At 35.7% G+C, this 17,251-nt stretch carries 18 protein-coding genes; 16 read left to right on the plus strand and 2 right to left on the minus strand.

The window, feature by feature from the left end:
* The first annotated feature begins 77 nt into the window (after nucleotides 1–77).
* The 12 genes from B0E34_RS01260 (at nucleotide 78) to B0E34_RS01315 (ending at nucleotide 9,961) form a co-directional block, all read left to right on the plus strand.
* Complete coding sequence (locus B0E34_RS01260; protein ID WP_087706067.1) at nucleotides 78–581, plus strand: GbsR/MarR family transcriptional regulator; 504 nt, start codon at nucleotides 78–80, stop codon at nucleotides 579–581.
* A 118-nt stretch (nucleotides 582–699) separates the two neighbouring features.
* Nucleotides 700–1,080, plus strand: coding sequence for a hypothetical protein (locus tag B0E34_RS01265; protein WP_087706069.1), 381 nt, complete (start codon nucleotides 700–702; stop codon nucleotides 1,078–1,080).
* A 50-nt stretch (nucleotides 1,081–1,130) separates the two neighbouring features.
* Nucleotides 1,131–1,475 (plus strand): hypothetical protein, encoded by a 345-nt coding sequence (locus B0E34_RS01270; protein ID WP_076396568.1) that lies wholly within the window; start codon nucleotides 1,131–1,133, stop codon nucleotides 1,473–1,475.
* A 7-nt stretch (nucleotides 1,476–1,482) separates the two neighbouring features.
* Nucleotides 1,483–1,884, plus strand: a complete 402-nt coding sequence (locus B0E34_RS01275; protein ID WP_076396570.1) for a hypothetical protein — start codon at nucleotides 1,483–1,485, stop codon at nucleotides 1,882–1,884.
* 78 nt (nucleotides 1,885–1,962) lie between these two features.
* Complete coding sequence (locus B0E34_RS01280; RefSeq protein WP_087706071.1) at nucleotides 1,963–2,331, plus strand: hypothetical protein; 369 nt, start codon at nucleotides 1,963–1,965, stop codon at nucleotides 2,329–2,331.
* Between the two features lie 12 nt (nucleotides 2,332–2,343).
* Complete coding sequence (locus B0E34_RS01285) at nucleotides 2,344–2,760, plus strand: hypothetical protein (protein WP_087706073.1); 417 nt, start codon at nucleotides 2,344–2,346, stop codon at nucleotides 2,758–2,760.
* Nucleotides 2,757–3,569 carry a DCC1-like thiol-disulfide oxidoreductase family protein gene (locus tag B0E34_RS01290; protein ID WP_087706075.1) on the plus strand — a complete coding sequence of 271 codons (813 nt, stop codon included), beginning with the start codon at nucleotides 2,757–2,759 and terminating at the stop codon, nucleotides 3,567–3,569. Before B0E34_RS01285 ends, B0E34_RS01290 begins: the two co-directional genes overlap by 4 nt.
* A gap of 21 nt (nucleotides 3,570–3,590) precedes the next feature.
* On the plus strand, nucleotides 3,591–4,076 hold the full coding sequence (locus tag B0E34_RS01295) for an SRPBCC family protein (protein ID WP_087706077.1): 486 nt from the start codon (nucleotides 3,591–3,593) through the stop codon (nucleotides 4,074–4,076).
* A 104-nt stretch (nucleotides 4,077–4,180) separates the two neighbouring features.
* Nucleotides 4,181–5,074, plus strand: a complete 894-nt coding sequence (locus B0E34_RS01300; RefSeq protein WP_087706079.1) for a TIGR01777 family oxidoreductase — start codon at nucleotides 4,181–4,183, stop codon at nucleotides 5,072–5,074.
* Nucleotides 5,075–5,248: 174 nt separating this feature from the next.
* Nucleotides 5,249–6,691, plus strand: coding sequence for an alpha-L-fucosidase (locus B0E34_RS01305; protein ID WP_087706081.1), 1,443 nt, complete (start codon nucleotides 5,249–5,251; stop codon nucleotides 6,689–6,691).
* Nucleotides 6,692–6,985: 294 nt separating this feature from the next.
* Nucleotides 6,986–9,607 carry a beta-glucosidase gene (locus B0E34_RS01310; protein WP_228422991.1) on the plus strand — a complete coding sequence of 874 codons (2,622 nt, stop codon included), beginning with the start codon at nucleotides 6,986–6,988 and terminating at the stop codon, nucleotides 9,605–9,607.
* A gap of 93 nt (nucleotides 9,608–9,700) precedes the next feature.
* Complete coding sequence (locus tag B0E34_RS01315; protein WP_076396587.1) at nucleotides 9,701–9,961, plus strand: hypothetical protein; 261 nt, start codon at nucleotides 9,701–9,703, stop codon at nucleotides 9,959–9,961.
* Between the two features lie 192 nt (nucleotides 9,962–10,153).
* Here B0E34_RS01315 and B0E34_RS01320 read toward each other — a convergent pair whose 3' ends face one another.
* Nucleotides 10,154–11,038 (minus strand): hypothetical protein, encoded by an 885-nt coding sequence (locus tag B0E34_RS01320; protein WP_087706083.1) that lies wholly within the window; start codon nucleotides 11,036–11,038, stop codon nucleotides 10,154–10,156.
* Nucleotides 11,039–11,326: 288 nt separating this feature from the next.
* On the opposite strand from B0E34_RS01320, the gene lpdA reads away from it, so the two are divergent.
* The 4 genes from lpdA to B0E34_RS01340 all read left to right on the plus strand — a co-directional run bounded on the left by lpdA (nucleotide 11,327) and on the right by B0E34_RS01340 (nucleotide 15,403).
* Nucleotides 11,327–12,715: a dihydrolipoyl dehydrogenase gene (lpdA, locus tag B0E34_RS01325; RefSeq protein WP_087706084.1), complete on the plus strand. Its 1,389-nt coding sequence runs from the start codon at nucleotides 11,327–11,329 to the stop codon at nucleotides 12,713–12,715.
* A 414-nt stretch (nucleotides 12,716–13,129) separates the two neighbouring features.
* Nucleotides 13,130–13,744, plus strand: coding sequence for a PH domain-containing protein (locus B0E34_RS01330; protein WP_087706086.1), 615 nt, complete (start codon nucleotides 13,130–13,132; stop codon nucleotides 13,742–13,744).
* A gap of 56 nt (nucleotides 13,745–13,800) precedes the next feature.
* Nucleotides 13,801–14,391, plus strand: a complete 591-nt coding sequence (locus B0E34_RS01335; protein ID WP_087706088.1) for a hypothetical protein — start codon at nucleotides 13,801–13,803, stop codon at nucleotides 14,389–14,391.
* Between the two features lie 205 nt (nucleotides 14,392–14,596).
* Entirely contained in the window at nucleotides 14,597–15,403 is an 807-nt protein-coding gene (locus tag B0E34_RS01340) for a patatin-like phospholipase family protein (protein ID WP_087706090.1), read from the plus strand.
* 82 nt (nucleotides 15,404–15,485) lie between these two features.
* Here the strand turns inward: B0E34_RS01340 and ade are convergent, their stop codons facing one another.
* Nucleotides 15,486–17,114 carry an adenine deaminase gene (gene ade / locus B0E34_RS01345; RefSeq protein WP_087706091.1) on the minus strand — a complete coding sequence of 543 codons (1,629 nt, stop codon included), beginning with the start codon at nucleotides 17,112–17,114 and terminating at the stop codon, nucleotides 15,486–15,488.
* Nucleotides 17,115–17,251 lie beyond the last annotated feature (137 nt).

Raw genomic sequence — 17,251 nt, forward strand, 5'->3', positions numbered from 1 at the left:
TTAAATAAACTTTCAAAAATTATTGAAAGTTCGAAAATTATTATTACATTTGTATCAGAAATTAAAAGTAAGACAAAATGCAACTTTCAGAAGCTAAAGAAAAATACATTCAGACTTGGGGTACATTTGCGACCAATTGGGGGATCAACCGTACTATGGCGCAGGTTCATGCTTTGCTTTTGGCAAGTGGTAAAGCACTTTCTACGGATGAGGTAATGGAGCAGCTTGAAATTTCAAGAGGAAATGCCAATATGAATCTTCGTGCACTGATGGATTGGGGAATCGTGAGAAAAGAATTTGTAAAGGGCGACCGTAAAGAATATTTTGTGGCAGAAAAAGACGTTTGGTTTTTATTCAAGCAGATTACAAAAGAAAGAAGAAAGAGAGAGATTGAGCCTGTTATTTCGTTTCTGGAAGAACTGAAAAATATTGAAGACAAAGATTCTGACGAAGCAAAAGAGTTCATTAAATTAATGGATGATTTCAGCTCTGTAACAGGGAAAATAAACAATATTATGGATCTCGCGATAAAAAGTGACGATCATTGGCTGGTTGGGAAAATTACGAATTTACTGAAGTAATCATTTATTATTCTGAACGAAACGAACAGGATGAATATAAAAAGGAAAATTGTCCTTTTTTATTTCAGGTTAACTTTCAAAAATTATTGAAAATACAATAACAATAAAAACTCAAAACATGAAACTTAAAATATTAATAGGAGAAGCAATAGTTCAGACAGTCATTAGCCTTGTATTCTTTTCGTATGCTATCGCTGATTATTTCGAAAAAACATCCGGAACAGAATTTTTTATTGCTCTTTTATATGTTGGCGTTTCAAATCTGATAGGATTTTTATTGAGGGTTTCACTTAGCAAAAGCAAATTTCACCGGTACTATTTTTTGGGAGTCTTGATATTTTTCCAGTTATTATTTGTTGCGGTTTTATTATTCAACGATTCTAAAATTGAGTATGTTCTTTATTTCATGAGCATCGGAGGCGTACTTTTTAATATTTACTATCTGATCTATGGCTTTTATAATGTTAAAACGATGCAACAGAATAAAACGGATAAATAATTTTTTTGAAATTAAATTTCAAAATTTATTGAAAATATAATATTTATAAAATGTTCAATATTGTTTCATATCTGCTTTTTCTTTCCGTCAGTTCATACATCACCATTGATGTCGGAAGAAGATGCTACAACGCAGGAAAACATTACCTGAACTATCTTATTCACGATGCAGATCTATGTTTAACGATCAACAGGATTCTTTTGGGATGTTATTATCTCATCAATCTAGGGTACATCGCATTAAATCTGACGCACTGGGAAAAAGTAGATTCTATAGAAAAAATGTTATCTGTGACAGCAGTCAGAATCGGTTATATCACCTTGATTTTATGTGTGCTGCACTTTATGAACATTTTCGCACTATACTTTTTAAGAAAAAATTTAACCATAAAATAATAAAACTATGAATGCAACAGCTCTCACCACAACGTACAATTTTCAGGCATACATGATCTATCTGCCAATTGTAATCCTTCTTACTGTGCTGGTTTCCCAGTTTCTTTTTAAAAATTCCAAAGCATTTATGATCGATATTTTTCATCAGAAAGAAGATATTGCAATGGCAACCAATTCCCTGTTCAAGATCGGTTTTTACCTTTTAAATCTCGGTTTCGCACTTTGTATTATTGAATTTTTTCAAATTGAAACCATTGAAAGACTGGTTGTTGCTTTAAGCGAAAAAATCGGAGGATTTTCCATCTATCTCGGAGTAATGATGCTTCTGAACCTGCTTCTTTTCCTGAAAGGTCGTAAACATGCCATGAACAAAGATAAAATCATCAAAAATGAAAACACTGCTATTTAAAATCTGGATGTATTTCACCTTCAAAATCCAGAAAAAGAGAACGAGAGGAGACTTTTTAAACCTGTAAAATTAATCACCATGAAAACTTTTGTTAAAAACGACTTTTATATTCAACTTTCATTCCTTGTAATCGGACTTATTTTGGTATTCTTAGGAATTGTTGTTTTTGAAAATGCTACTGTTTTTCTTTTTTATTTCATAGTGGGAATACCTCAATTGATTAGTTTTATCAGCAGAGCCTTTCAGAAAACAAAGAAATCTTGGCTATATATTGTCTATGGAATTTTTATAATGCCTGTTTGGATTTCATGGCTGATTATTTTGGCTTTTAATAACAATAATGATGTCACCAATTTTTTCGGATATATTTTAATCGCATCAGTGTTTTACAGTCCGGTACTTGCAATCCTCTACATTATAGATTGTTATAAAACTTATGAATACTAAAAAAACAGGATCATGAAAACTATTCTTACATACGATCTCAGAATCCAGCAATCGCTAATCTTACTGTTTCTTGCAACAATTCTTGCAGCAATAATTACACAACAGGAATTTTTAGGAATAGTAATAATAGTTGAATTTTTCCTGATAGCCGTTGCCCAATATTCTCTGAATATCATCAAGGCTTTCAGTAACAAATATGTAAAAACAGATTCCAGAAAAGTATATGTTTTTATTTCAAGCTATGTTGTAATCGGTTTTTTAATCCTGATTTTCTCATCATTATTCAAGTTTGAAGACACTGAACAAAACCTGAAAAATATTTTTGAATTAATGGTAATGTCCTGGATATTTCTTTCACCAGTTCTCATCATTCAGTCATTAATGATCAGTTTTTTTGATGCTAAAAATAGTTTAAACGAACAACCATGAAAACCCTCAAAAACCACACCCTCATCTACGACAACGAATGTCCTATGTGTAACATCTATTCAAAAGGCTTCATCAAATGCGGAATGCTCCATGAAAACGGAAGAGAAGCCTTTACAGATCTGAGTTTCGAAAATAAAGACCTCATTGATTTCAACCGCGCAAAAAACGAAATTGCTTTAGTCGATCACGAAAAAAACACAGTAATATATGGTTTAGAAAGTCTTTTGTTAATCATCGGAAATTCTTTTCCAAAGCTTGAAAAAATTGCGAGGATTCAGCCTTTGCACTGGTTTTTCAAAAAGCTGTATTCCTTTGTGTCTTATAACCGGAAGCAGATTATTCCTTCCGCAAAAGATCAGCATGAAGAAGCCTGTGTTCCGGATTTCAATCTAAAATACAGATTGGCTTACTTCGCTTTTGTGGTCATTTTTTCAGGATACATTTTAAGCATATTTTCACCTAAATTGGGATTAAACCTCACTCAGAATTTTTGGAGAGAATTTGCAATCTGTTGCGGACAAATCGTTTGGCAGACTTTAATTTTAAAAACTTATTTAAAAGAGAAAATCTGGAATTATTTGGGAAATATGATGACGGTTTCCTTAATCGGAACTTTACTTCTGATTCCTGCTTTATTTCTTAATATCAATGCAAATGCATCAGTTATCTATTTCGGAATTGTGGTTTTTGTCATGTTTTCAGAACATCTCAGAAGAAGCAGAATTTTAAAATTAAACCTTTTTCCGACAATTTCGTGGACCGTTTTCAGATTGACTGTTTTAGCTGTTTTAATATGGATGAATCTATAAAAACTAAAAAGTATTTTTAAAATGGCAACAATCTATTTAGATACCATCATCAAAGCCGATATCCAAATCGTTTTCGATTTATCAAGAGACATCGATCTTCATCAGAAATCAACTTTTAAAACAGGAGAAAAAGCAATCGCAGGACGAACTTCAGGACTCATTGAAGAAGGCGAAACAGTAACGTGGAAAGCAAAACATTTAGGAATCTATCAAATCCTGACTACAAAAATTATCAGCATGAAGAAACCTTATCATTTCACAGATACGATGTTGAAGGGTGCTTTCAAATCCATGAAACATCAGCATATTTTCAGACAGGAAGGTAAAAACACAATCATGACAGACATCTTCGAATTTCATTCCCCTTTCGGATTCATAGGAAAAATTTTCGATGCTCTGTTTCTTAAAAATTACATGAAAAACTTTCTTTTAGAGAGAAACAAATTGATAAAATTCACCGCAGAAAATAAGCAGAAGCGCGAGCGAAGCGAGCGTCGAAACGTTTAGTATTAGCGATGTCATGCTGAGCTTTAAGTTCATCCTGAGCTTGACGAAGGAAAGAATCTCAATATTTAAATCCACCATCAATCAACTAAATCCCATCCACCAAAATGAAAATAATCATCGCCGCCGGAACAGGCTTTCTCGGCAAAAACCTTGAAAAATATTTTACTGAAAAAGGGAACGAAGTATATATTTTAACCCGAAACCCAAAACAGAAAAATGAATTGTATTGGGATGCCAAAACTTTGGGCGAATGGAAAAAATTACTCGAAAATTCTGATGTTCTGATCAATCTTGCCGGAAAATCCGTTGATTGCAGATATACGGAAAAGAACCAAAAAGAAATTTACAATTCAAGAATTGAAAGCACAAAAGTTCTTCAGCAGGCAATTGATGAATGCATCCATAAACCCAAAATCTGGCTCAATGCAAGTTCTGCAACCATTTACGTTCATTCAGAAAAACAATTAAACACAGAAGAAAACGGAATCATCGGTGATGATTTTTCCATGAACATCTGTAAAAGCTGGGAAAACGAATTTTTTAAATCAGAAACAGAAAATCTACGAAAAGTTGCGTTACGGACTTCCATCGTTTTAGGAAATAACGGCGGCGCTTTTCCAAAACTGAAAATGCTTACCAGATTCGGATTAGGCGGAAAACAGGGAAAAGGAAACCAAAACGTGAGTTGGATTCACATTGATGATTTTTGCAGAGCAGTAGCGTTCATTCTTGAACATGAAAATATTTCAGGTGAAATCAATATTACAGCACCTAATCCTTTATCCAACGAAGAATTCATGAAAAAATTAAGAAAAGAAATGAAGATCCCGTTTGGATTCAATGCTCCGGTTTGGCAACTTGAAATTGCATCCATATTTTTAAATACCGAAACCGAATTACTATTAAAAAGCCGAAACGTTTACCCTGAAAAATTAATCACAAGCGGCTTTAAATTTTCCTATTCAACAGTTGAATCTGCATTTAACGATTTGGTTTAAAAATAAACGGAATTAGAAACTCACGTAACAGAAAATCTTTGATTTTCAAAAATTAATATGTTCTTCTATAGAAAATGTGATAATAATCTTAAATTCCAATGTATTTTAATCTTTTGTCCCTTTTGTAGTTAAAAATTTACGGTGAAATATTAAATTAGCAAAAACTAAACGTCAATGTTCATCAGACAAAAAACAAAAGCCATCCTCCTTTCATCATTTCTTACGTCATCCGCTTTTTTTTCTCAGGCTCACAATGTTTCTGAAGGCTATCAGAAACCTACAGATCCGCTTGTTATACAAAATCTGGAAAACTGGCAGGATTTAAAATTCGGACTCTTCATGCATTGGGGAACCTACAGCCAATGGGGAATTGTCGAAAGTTGGAGCCTCTGTCCCGAAGACGAATCATGGACACAAAGAAAACCCGAACACGGAAAATCATACTACGAATACATAAAAAACTATGAAAATCTTCAGACCACTTTCAATCCGGTTCAGTTCAATCCACAGAAATGGGCAGAAGCTGCGAAAAAAGCAGGAATGAAATACGTGGTTTTCACCACAAAACATCATGACGGTTTTGCGATGTTTGATACCCAACAGTCTGATTATAAAATTACTTCTTCCAAAACTCCTTTTTCCAAAACTCCGAAAGCAGACGTAACAAAAGAAATTTTCAATACATTCCGAAATAGCGGGTTTAAAATCGGAGCTTACTTTTCAAAACCCGATTGGCATTCTGACGATTACTGGTGGTCGTATTTTCCGCCAAAAGACCGAAATGTGAACTACGACCCGAAAAAATATCCTGAAAAATGGAACCGTTTTAAAAATTTTACGTTTAATCAGCTCAACGAAATCACCTCCAATTATGGCAAAATTGACATTCTTTGGTTAGATGGAGGTTGGGTTCGTCCCTTTAATACCATCGATCCCAATGTTGAATGGCAAAGAACCATTAAAGTTGAACAGGACATCGATATGGACAAGATCGGAACCATGGCGCGCAAAAATCAACCCGGAATCATTGTTGTAGACCGTACCGTTCCCGGAAAATGGGAAAATTACGTAACGCCAGAACAGGCGGTTCCCGAAAAACCACTTTCCATTCCCTGGGAAAGCTGCATCACGATGGGAGATTCGTTTTCCTATGTTCCCAACGACAATTACAAATCCTCTCAGAAAATCATCGAAACGTTAATTAAAATCATCTCAAGAGGCGGAAATTACCTCATGAATATTGCTCCCAGACCCAATGGAGACTACGATCCCATTGTTTACGAAAGACTGAAAGAAATTTCAAGTTGGATGGATAAAAACCAGTCGGCTGTTTTTGCAACAAGAAGTGTTGCCCCTTATCACGACGGAAATTTTTACTACACGAAAAGCAAAGACGGAAAAATAGTGAATATTTTTCATCTGGATGAAAAAACAAATTATCAGGCTCCATCAATCCTAAATTTCGTTATTCCTGAAAATTTTAAACCAAAATCATTGAAAATTTTAGGATTATCCAATAAAATTCAGTGGAAACAAACCGGAAATTCAATTGAAATCAATTTTCCAAAAGAAAGAAACCAGTTAAAATATTCAACCGTAATCCAGATTACGCAGTAGTTAAAATTGTAGACTACAAAACGACCTAGGAAATCGAAGCGTTAAGAAAATAAATTCTGTGAACGTTAAGAAAATTCTACTGTTTGAGCGCGACACAAATATTGAACTGAAAAACCAACATTAAATTTGCGCGAGTTTTAGAATTTTTAGAAAGCAGATTTTATTTTTAGCGAAGAGTTCCAAGTCTTGATTTTTTTGTTTCTTTTTTCATCAAGGAAAAAAGAAAATATTTTAAAACAAAATTATTTTGCGATGTCTTTAAAACTTCGATTTAAAATTATAATAATTTCGTTATTGAGCACAACATTTATTACAGCTCAAAAACCATTATACAAAGACCCGAAACAACCTGTTGAAGCCAGAGTTCAGGATTTACTGAAACGCATGACTCCCGAAGAAAAATTCTGGCAGTGCTTCATGATTCCCGGAGATTTGGATAACGTTCCGAAAGATCAGTATTCCCACGGAATCTTCGGTTTGCAGGTAAGCGCAGGAAATCAGGGAGGCGGAGTTGCAGGACAAATGCTGAAATACAACGCCAATGAAGATGCAGAAAGACTTGCGAAAAAAATCAATGCCATTCAAAAATATTTTGTGGAAGAATCACGACTGGGAATCCCAATTATTCCTTTCGATGAAGCTTTGCACGGACTGATGCGTGAAGGTGCAACAGCTTTTCCACAAGCAATTAGTTTGTCGGCAACTTTCAATCCTGAATTGATGAAAGAAGTTTCCACAGCCATTGCAAAAGAATCTAAACTGAGAGGAATCCGTCAGATTCTGACGCCGGTTATGAATTTGGCGAGCGATGTTCGATGGGGAAGGACAGAGGAAACTTATGGTGAAGATCCGTTTCTGACTTCCGTGATGGGTGTCAATTTCGTCAGTTCCTTTGAAAATCAAGGAATCATCACCACTCCGAAACACTTTTTAGCCAACGTTGGAGAAGGCGGAAGAGATTCATACCCTATTCATTGGAGCAAAAGATATCTGGAGGAAACCCATTTAATTCCTTTTCAGAAAGCCTTTCAACAGGGAAAAAGCCGTTCGGTAATGACTTCCTACAATTTGCTTGACGGAAGACCTTCAACGGCAAATCATTGGCTGCTAACAGAAAAATTAAAAAAAGACTGGAATTTCAAAGGTTTTATCATCAGCGATGCAAGTGCGGTTGGTGGAGCAAATGTGCTGCATTTTACGGCAAAAGATTACGATGATGCTTCCGCACAGGCGATCAATGCTGGGCTTGATGTGATTTTCCAGACAGAATATCAACATTATAAACTTTTTATTCCTCCGTTTTTGGATGGAAGAATTTCTCAGGAAAGAATTGATGATGCAGTTTCCAGAGTTTTAAGAGCAAAATTTGAACTCAGTCTGTTTGAAAATCCTTACGTTTCTAATAAAGATATAGAAGAATTAAATAAAACCAATCACAAACCATTAGCGGAAAAAGCGGCGGCAGAATCTTTTGTGTTGCTTCAGAATAATCATCAGACGCTTCCGATTTCAGAAAAATATAAAAAGATTTTAGTCGTCGGAACAGATGCTGTTGATGCAAGATTGGGCGGTTATTCGGGACCGGGAAATAAAAAAATCAGCATTTTGGACGGTATTAAAAATTTTGCTGAAAATAAAAATTTCGAAATTACTTATTCAAAGGGAATCGACTGGAATATAAAAGAATTTATGACGGTTCCTGCTGAAGTTTTGTCTTTTGAAAATCAAAAAGGCTTGAAAGGAAGCTACTTTTCAGATTCAGAATTAAAAGGAAAACCTGAATTTGAAAGACAGGACGAACAGCTCAATTTCAAATGGACTTTGTATTCTCCCAATCCTGAAAAACTGCAGCCCGACAATTACAGCATTCGGTGGACAGGAAAACTCGAAGCCCCAAAATCGGGAAAATATCAGTTAGGACTAAGAGGAAACGATGGTTTCCGATTGTTTTTAAACGGTTCATTGTTAATTGACAATTGGGAAAAATTCAGTTATTCCACCAAAACCGTTGAGGTAGAATTTACTAAAGGTCAGAAATATGATATTGCGGTTGAATTTCACGAAAACAGGGGAGAAGCGAATATTGAACTGATCTGGAATTATGGCTTACATGACTACCGAAAAGATTTTAATGATGCTTTGAAGCAGGCTCAGAATGCAGATTACATCATTGTTACAGCCGGAATTCATGAAGGGGAATTTCAGGATCGCTCTTCGTTAAGTCTTCCCGGAAATCAGGAAAAATTCATCCATGAAATATCAAAATTAAATAAACCCACGACAGTTGTTTTAGTAGGTGGTTCTGCCATAAAAACAACAGATTGGAAAGATAAGGTAGGAGCCATTCTGGAGGTCTGGTATCCCGGAGAAGAAGGTGGAAACGCTGTGGCAAAAGTACTTTTCGGAGCAGAAAATCCCTCAGGAAAACTGCCAATAACCTTTCCGGTTGAAGAAGGTCAGTTGCCTTTGACGTACAACCATCATCCGACAGGAAGAGGAAATGATTATTACGATCTGAGCGGCGAACCTTTGTATCCTTTCGGTTTTGGATTAAGCTATACCACTTTTGAAATCTCAGATTTACAGTTAAATAAAACAAAATATTCTGAAAATGATACAATTGTGGCAAAAGTGACTGTGAAAAATACAGGTTCGAAAGCAGGAAGCGAAGTCGTTCAGTTGTACGTAAAAGATCTGCTGGCTTCGGTTTCCAGACCGGTTATCGAACTGAAAGGATTTCAGAAAGTATATTTAAATCCGGGAGAATCTAAACAGATTTCAATTGAAGTTCCGGTTAAAGAATTACAGTTTTTAGATGAAAAAATGAATTGGATCGTGGAAAAGGGAACGTACAGAATCTTTGTCGGAAACTCTTCCAAAAATCTTCCTTTGAAACAGAATGTTGAGGTTGAGTAGCCCGGCGTAAAAAAATTATGGTATGAAATGTGTAATATTTAATCCGAACAGGAATGAATTTCATGATAAATTCATTCAAAAAAAGTAAATATTATGAAAAAGTTATTTATATCAACCGTTTTATTAGTAGGATTATCAATGAATGCTTACGGACAGAAACGTCCACCTGCACCTCCACATCCTTCAAAAAGTGAGTTGATCAGCAGCAAATCGAGAGAACTTGACAGAAGATATAAAGCGGAGAAAAAAGCAATTATGAATCATCCGCTAGCAACCAAAAAAATGAAGCAGGATCAGTTAAGAGCTTTAAATGAAAAGTACCAGAGTCAGAAGAGATTACTAAGAAAAATGTAATTTTCCAATACAATAAAAACAGGCTATCCAATACAGATAGCCTGTTTTTTTTATGTTCTAACCTAAGGAATAAAAATCAAAGATTTTCAAAAACTATTGTGAACTTTTTCATTTATAATGATCAGTTTTAAATAAAAGTTTAGTTCATCTTTGGTGACTTTTTGCGGTTAAAAAAAGGTATAAACAGGCTTATTAATAAACCTTTCTTGCGAGCAATAGATTTAAAAGAAAAGTTCCAGTCCAGTTACTGTTATTGGAGCCATTATTTCCTATAAAATCCACGCGCGCAACAGAAACCGTAAGTCTCGTTTTACCAGAAGTTCCGTTATTGGCAAGGCTTACAAAAGAAGCAATGAAAACATCCGGAAAACTGGAATTGTTTCCTGCGGTAAGCGAAGGATTCATATTGGTAATATTAAAAGGAGTTCCCTGATATTCGTAAACCAAAGTCATTCTGCTCGCATTGGAAAAACCTGTTCCTACCGAGAACGATGTAGATGCTTTGCTGATGACCCACCATGCATCAGTTCCTGTTCCTGTATCATATGCTGTATTAGAATGTCCGGTCCAGTCGGCAACCGGAGCTGTTCCCGAAGCGTGCGGCGGTATCGAAAGCTGTGTTCCGTAGATTTCCACATTATTAGGTTTCGGAAGCGTAATAAAAGAAAGATCCCATGTTCCTCCGGTAGTGTTGCTGTTATTTACCACTTCTGCATACGCTCCTGTAGGAATGATAAATGTGGAAACCGGAGTATTGTCTATTCTTAGCGTATTTCCCCCTGAAGCCTGTAAAGTAATATTGAAAGCAGATATATTTTTTATCTTATAAATTCTTCCTGTAAAACTTGAAGCTCCAGAACCGATTGCCGGCAGTGTAAAAGTAGAATTGGCAGTACCATTATAGGTGATGTAATGATCGTTTGTAACGATAGAATAGGTAGTTGCTGTTACCTGCCTGTAATTCGCACTCACAGATCCGTTAATATCTAATGTGCTGGTTGGTTGGTTTTTACTGATTCCCACTTGTGCGTTGGCGAGAAATCCGCACATCACAAAAATCGAAAAAATCTTTTTCATACATATAAATTTTATTTGATTATTTCAAATGTATTAAAATTTTAATATAAATTTTTATTTTTGACTATCATTTTTAATAGTTTTAATAAATTATGTTGATAATATTAATCTAATAGCGGCTTTAATGAATATTTTAAAATATTTTCTGATTTTATATTTTTATTTTAAACTTCAGCGATTACAGCTTCTGATGATGACAAATAGTAAACAAAACCTTCCGGGATCAATTTCGTCAGAATGCCATACATCCGATATTTTTCCTTAAATTCGCATAAAAATTTTAAACTAATGAATTACGATATTATTGTCATCGGAAGTGGTCCTGGTGGATACGTTACAGCAATCAGAGCGGCACAATTAGGTTTCAAAACAGCAATCATTGAAAAAGAAAATTTAGGAGGAATCTGCCTTAACTGGGGATGTATTCCTACCAAAGCTTTATTGAAGTCGGCTCAGGTTTTTCATTATATTAATCATGCTGAAGATTATGGATTGAACAAAGTGGAAGCTAGCTTTGAGTTTCCGAACGTAATTCAGAGAAGCCGTGGCGTTGCATCGAAAATGAGCAAAGGAATTGAATTCCTTATGAAAAAGAATAAAATCGATGTTATTCTGGGTACTGCAAAAGTACAGAAAGGTAAAAAAGTTTCCGTTACCGATAAAGAAGGAAAAGTAACTGAATATACAGGAACGCACATCATCATCGCAACAGGAGCGCGTTCAAGAGAATTGCCGAACTTGCCACAGGACGGTAAAAAAGTAATCGGATACAGACAGGCATTGTCTCTTCCTGAGCAGCCAAAATCTATGATTGTTGTAGGTTCCGGAGCTATCGGGGTAGAATTTGCCGATTTCTATAATACAATGGGGACAAAAGTAACCGTTGTAGAATTTATGCCAAACATCGTACCTGTAGAAGATGAGGAAATCTCTAAACACTTAGAAAAATCTCTGAAAAAATCAGGAATCGAGATTATGACCAATGCTTCCGTAGAAAGCGTTGATACAAGCGGAGAGGGCGTAAAAGCTACCGTAAAAACAGCAAAAGGAAACATCGTTCTTGAAGCTGATATTTTATTATCTGCTGTAGGAATCGCCGCAAACATCGAGAACATCGGTCTTGAAGAAGTTGGAATCCAGACAGACAAAGGAAGGGTTTTGGTCAACGAATGGTACGAAACTTCAGTTCCGGGTTATTATGCAATCGGAGACATCATTCCTACTCAGGCTTTGGCACACGTTGCTTCAGCGGAAGGAATTACTTGTGTTGAAAAAATCAAAGGAATGCACGTTGAGAAAATCGACTATGGTAATATTCCGGGATGTACATACTGTCACCCTGAAGTAGCTTCAGTAGGTCTTACAGAAAAACAGGCTAAAGAAAAAGGATATGAAATTAAAGTAGGAAAATTCCCTCTTTCGGCAAGTGGAAAAGCAACGGCAAACGGAAATACGGACGGTTTCGTTAAAGTTATTTTCGATGCTAAATACGGAGAGTGGTTAGGTTGCCACATGATCGGAGAAGGTGTTACAGATATGGTTGCAGAAGCGGTAGTTGCCAGAAAACTGGAAACTACAGGTCACGAAATCATCAAATCTATTCACCCGCACCCGACAGTTTCTGAAGCTATTATGGAAGCTGCAGCGGCTGCTTATGGAGAAGTGATTCACATTTAATTTTTCACTTTGCCAAAGTTGAAAATCTTTGCCAAAGTTCAACAATATCAAAACCACAGATCAGAAGTCTGTGGTTTTTCTCTTTGAAAAGGATCTGTTTAAATTTGATATTTAAAATTTTATGATTCGATTATTTTACCACGCAAAGTTTTAATTCAACTTTACACATTATTCTTAGAAAGCAAAGGCAAATAAAATTTGCTTCACGAAGCCTGACAACATTGCTTCATCAAATCAGCTTGTTGTTTCTTCTTTGCTCATTTAAATAATTAAATCTTTAAATAAAAACTTTGCGTTAAAAAATGAATGAATTTTTTGAATATTTAATCAAATTTAAACATTCTTTAAGATGATTTTTTTGATTTTGTCTCAGTTATTTTCTTATTTTAGTCAGTCAATAAATACAAATAAACTATGTTTAAAAAATTAGCTGCGGAAGCTTTAGGATTGGGAGATATCGGTAAAATCATCCCTTCACAGGATTATGACAAAGTAGATTCGGACGATTATATCCTTTCCGAAGATAACGAGAAAATTTTCTTTTTAATTAAATCCAAAAGAGACGAATACTGCTTTACCAATAGAGCTTTGATCCACATCGACGGAGCCAGTGCGTTAGACAAAAAAAGAGTCTTGAAGAGATACGAATATTACCAGTTTCCTTTCTCTAATATTGCTTTACAGACGGCGGGAACCATCGATCTTGATGTAGAAATTTCTTTCAATATCGGGAATATTCCAATGATGATCAGCGTTGCAAAAGGTCAGATCGATCAGTTGAAAGATCTGTATAAAGCACTTTTGGCGATTCAGCAGGAAGTTCACCACAATCATTCTTTGCTGAATTTCTCTAACGACAGCATCCAGAAAGCCATTACAACAGTTGCTTCCGGAAAGCAGGAAAACGTTTCCAAGAGTCAGGAACTGAGAGCAATCAACGAATATATTTTTGCATGGAATACCAACAGTTTTGATAAATATAATCAGAAAGACTTCTCAAGGATTTTTGAAAAATATATTAATAATTAAAAATAAATTTAGATAATATGCCCGGAAATTTGCCGGGCTTTTTTAAACCACCATTCATGAAAAAAATCATTTTTTTGCTGCTTTTTGTATGCTTTAGCTTTTCATTTTCTCAGAACAAAGACGATAAAAGGTATTTTCCTGTGGAGTACATTCTAAAAACATCCAGCGACACCATCAAAACGAAGATCAGAAATGTAGGTAAATTTTCCAATACAAAATATTATGTAGCCACTGTGTTACTTAAGATGAAAATGAGGGATTCTTCCGGGGCTGAAACGTGGGTAGAACCAAAAGATGTGGAATACATTAAGATTACCGATGAAAATAATACCATTCATGAATATTATGCTTCTGCCGGGAAAATGGTTTTTGACAATGGTTTTGTAGAAATTTTGTATGAAGGCAAAAATATGAACTGGTACAGATTTTTTCCTCACGGCGGCTTAAAATTTGTTGGAACAGACTTTTTAATCGACGGCAGAAACCGAAAAATCATCAATGAATCCGGATTTTTCAATCCCAGTCTTAAAAACAGCCTGAAAGTAAGATTTGCGGCTTATCCGGATCTTCTTGCTATGATAGATTCCTGGAAAACAGATGACGATCTTCTGAAGATTCTTCAGTTGTATGATAAAAAAGTGGGGTAAACTATTTTTTATTGAAGAAAACCTCTTTTAAAAAAGCTTTACATTAAATACTTAATACTAAAAATCATTATAATTTTCTACCTAAATAAGAACATATCATCAATATTCATTTAAGCATAATTTTATTTGTGTTAAAATAATCCAAAATCACGGTATTTAGAAAAATTAATCTGTTTTTCTCGACTTGTTTTCTTAATTTTATTCAATGGATTTTGGGAAAGTTGGGCTTGTTTTATCGGGTGGCGGAACAAAAGGGATCGCACACGCCGGAGTTTTAAAATTCTTAGCAGAAAAAAACATCAATATCGATGTTCTTTCGTGTTGTAGTGCAGGTTCCATTGTAGGCTGTCTTCACGCGGTAGGAAAAACTCCCGAAGAAATTCTGGAATTTTTCAATTCCGTTTACTTTTTCAACTGGAAACATTTTGCATTCAACCAGCCCGGCTTGGTTTCTTCGGTGATTTTCAGAAATTATCTCAATCCTATTTTCGGCGAAATGAAACTGGGCGATCTCGATAAAGACGTAAGAATTGTGGCAACAGAATTAGTAGGAGGAACCGAAAAAATCTTTGAAAAAAGTTTTAAAATCGTAGATGCCATTATTGCTTCGTGCTCCATTCCCGGAGTGACAACGCCTTATATTATTGATGATGAAATGTACTGTGACGGAGGCGTGCTGAATAATTTTCCCGCCGACATCATCAGAGACGATTGCGATAAGCTGATCGGAGTCTTCGTTTCTCCCCCGCAAGACGTCAAAATCAATGATTTAAAATCGATTAAAGCTATTGTTTCCCGCTCGTACGATCTGCTTTCTTACCGCATCGAAAGAATTAAATTCGATCACTGCGACTGGTTTATCTCATCGCAGGAACTTTCAATCTACGGAACATTCGAAAGAAGAAAAGACCGTCTGGAACAGATTTTTAACATTGGCTACAACGCTGCCAAAGAAAGCTTTAATGAAAGCCGTTTTTACGCTGATCTGGAAAACGAAAAAAGAATAGTCTGAAATCTTTAATTTTACTACATCTTGAAAAGTTATTGGAAATTGATAAATCGTGTGTTTTTTATCAAATAAATTGCAGTAAAATTTATTTGATAAAAACATCCGTAAACTCAAAACTTTTCCCGTTGAAAAGCCCTTTGTCGCTAAGTTTCAGCTCGGGAATCACCAGAAGAGCCATGAAAGACAAACTCATGTAAGGCGCTCGTAATCTGCTTCCCAATTCCTTTGCGCGCCGGTCTAATTTAATATAAGCTTCTGCTACTTTTTCCGCAGGAAGATCCGTCATAATTCCGGCAATCGGCAGTTCCAGAACCATTTCTTCCTCATCATGGGCAAGAGAAATTCCGCCTTTTGCCTGAATGATCAGATTCACTGCTTTGCATATGTCATCGTCATTCGTTCCCACCACTACAATATTATGACAGTCATGCGCAACACACGAAGCAATCGCTCCGTTTTTTAAGCCTATATTTTTAATAAAAGCTGTGGCAACAGGAGCATCCTGATAACGGTTTACCACCGCAATTTTCAGGATGTCATTTTCAGGATCAGATTCCGCAAAACCATTGATATTTAAAGCTTCTGCGTGAATTTCTTTTGTAATCAGTTGTCTGTCCAGCGTTTCAATCACACGAATTTTTTCCCCTTCGCTTTTTACCTTAAAATCTGATGGGCTTTTTAAGCTGCAGCTAAAATTATTCACTGTCGCAGCTTCCACAGATTCAATAAACGATTCCCCGTTTTCTGAAACCAATGCTCCGTTGATGTACGTTTTTAAAATCGTAAAATCCGTGAGATTATCGATTTCTATAAAATCTGCATTGTCGCCAATCTGCAATAATCCGACCGGTAAATTGTAATGTTTAACCACATTGTAAGAAGAAGCACGCAGCACATCATACAAATCATAACCCAAATCCAGAGCGCGTTTCACATGATCGTTGATGTGAGATTCCAGCAAATTATCAGGATGCTTATCGTCACAGCAAAACATCATCTGATCCGGAAAATCTTTTAATAAAGGAATTAAAGTATCAAAATTTTTCGCTGCACTTCCTTCACGGATCATCACTTTCACCCCGAATTCAAGCTTTTCCAGTGCTTCCTGATGCCCAAAACACTCATGATCTGTAGAAATTCCCGCACTGAAATAAGATTTCATTTCTTCCCCCATTAATCCCGGAGCATGACCGTCAATCGGTTTGTGATGTCTTTTCGCAGATTCCAGCTTTTTCAGAACCTCCTCATCTTTGTAAATAACCCCCGGAAAATTCATCATTTCAGCCAGATATACAATTTCTTTCTTGCTTAAAAGCCCATCAATATCACCCGAATCAATCACCGCACCTGCTGTCTCAAAATGGGTCGCAGGAACGCACGAAGGAGCCCCGAAATAAAAATGAAAAGGTACTTTCTGAGCATTTTCAATCATATAATCCACCCCCGAAACTCCCAGAACATTGGCAATCTCATGAGGATCTGAAATCGTTCCCACCGTTCCGTGCTTTACCGCAATCTTTGCAAACTCAGACGGAACCAGCATACTGCTTTCAATATGAACGTGTGCATCAATAAATCCGGGCAGAACATACGTATCCTGATTTTCTGAAATTCTTTGTATTGAACTGATTTTGTTGTCTTTAATAATGATTTCAGCAGGGTAGGTTTCCCTTGTAACGATGTCAATGAGATTCGATTTAATGGTAAAAGCCATTGGATATTGATTATTTTAAGTGAATTTACCAAAATATTAGAAATAATACCATTTTTCTACACATAAAATATTCTGTAGAAATCATATATGTGCATCAGAAAAAGAAAATGCAGGAGCAGAACTCCGAAGGAGTTCAA

Origin of the sequence: Chryseobacterium mucoviscidosis (assembly GCF_002177115.1) — a bacterium.
GTDB lineage: Bacteria > Bacteroidota > Bacteroidia > Flavobacteriales > Weeksellaceae > Chryseobacterium > Chryseobacterium mucoviscidosis.

Bases quoted from the DNA above. Each gene is read 5' to 3' on its own strand.
- B0E34_RS01335 (WP_087706088.1), top strand. From the start codon at position 13,801: ATGAAAAAAATCATTTTTTTGCTGCTTTTTGTATGCTTTAGCTTTTCA.
- B0E34_RS01320 (WP_087706083.1), bottom strand. From the start codon at position 11,038: ATGAAAAAGATTTTTTCGATTTTTGTGATGTGCGGATTTCTCGCCAAC.
- B0E34_RS01330 (WP_087706086.1), top strand. From the start codon at position 13,130: ATGTTTAAAAAATTAGCTGCGGAAGCTTTAGGATTGGGAGATATCGGT.
- B0E34_RS01340 (WP_087706090.1), top strand. From the start codon at position 14,597: ATGGATTTTGGGAAAGTTGGGCTTGTTTTATCGGGTGGCGGAACAAAA.
- lpdA (WP_087706084.1), top strand. From the start codon at position 11,327: ATGAATTACGATATTATTGTCATCGGAAGTGGTCCTGGTGGATACGTT.
- B0E34_RS01305 (WP_087706081.1), top strand. From the start codon at position 5,249: ATGTTCATCAGACAAAAAACAAAAGCCATCCTCCTTTCATCATTTCTT.
- B0E34_RS01260 (WP_087706067.1), top strand. From the start codon at position 78: ATGCAACTTTCAGAAGCTAAAGAAAAATACATTCAGACTTGGGGTACA.
- B0E34_RS01300 (WP_087706079.1), top strand. From the start codon at position 4,181: ATGAAAATAATCATCGCCGCCGGAACAGGCTTTCTCGGCAAAAACCTT.
- B0E34_RS01285 (WP_087706073.1), top strand. From the start codon at position 2,344: ATGAAAACTATTCTTACATACGATCTCAGAATCCAGCAATCGCTAATC.
- ade (WP_087706091.1), bottom strand. From the start codon at position 17,114: ATGGCTTTTACCATTAAATCGAATCTCATTGACATCGTTACAAGGGAA.
- B0E34_RS01270 (WP_076396568.1), top strand. From the start codon at position 1,131: ATGTTCAATATTGTTTCATATCTGCTTTTTCTTTCCGTCAGTTCATAC.
- B0E34_RS01315 (WP_076396587.1), top strand. From the start codon at position 9,701: ATGAAAAAGTTATTTATATCAACCGTTTTATTAGTAGGATTATCAATG.
- B0E34_RS01275 (WP_076396570.1), top strand. From the start codon at position 1,483: ATGAATGCAACAGCTCTCACCACAACGTACAATTTTCAGGCATACATG.
- B0E34_RS01280 (WP_087706071.1), top strand. From the start codon at position 1,963: ATGAAAACTTTTGTTAAAAACGACTTTTATATTCAACTTTCATTCCTT.
- B0E34_RS01265 (WP_087706069.1), top strand. From the start codon at position 700: ATGAAACTTAAAATATTAATAGGAGAAGCAATAGTTCAGACAGTCATT.
- B0E34_RS01290 (WP_087706075.1), top strand. From the start codon at position 2,757: ATGAAAACCCTCAAAAACCACACCCTCATCTACGACAACGAATGTCCT.
- B0E34_RS01295 (WP_087706077.1), top strand. From the start codon at position 3,591: ATGGCAACAATCTATTTAGATACCATCATCAAAGCCGATATCCAAATC.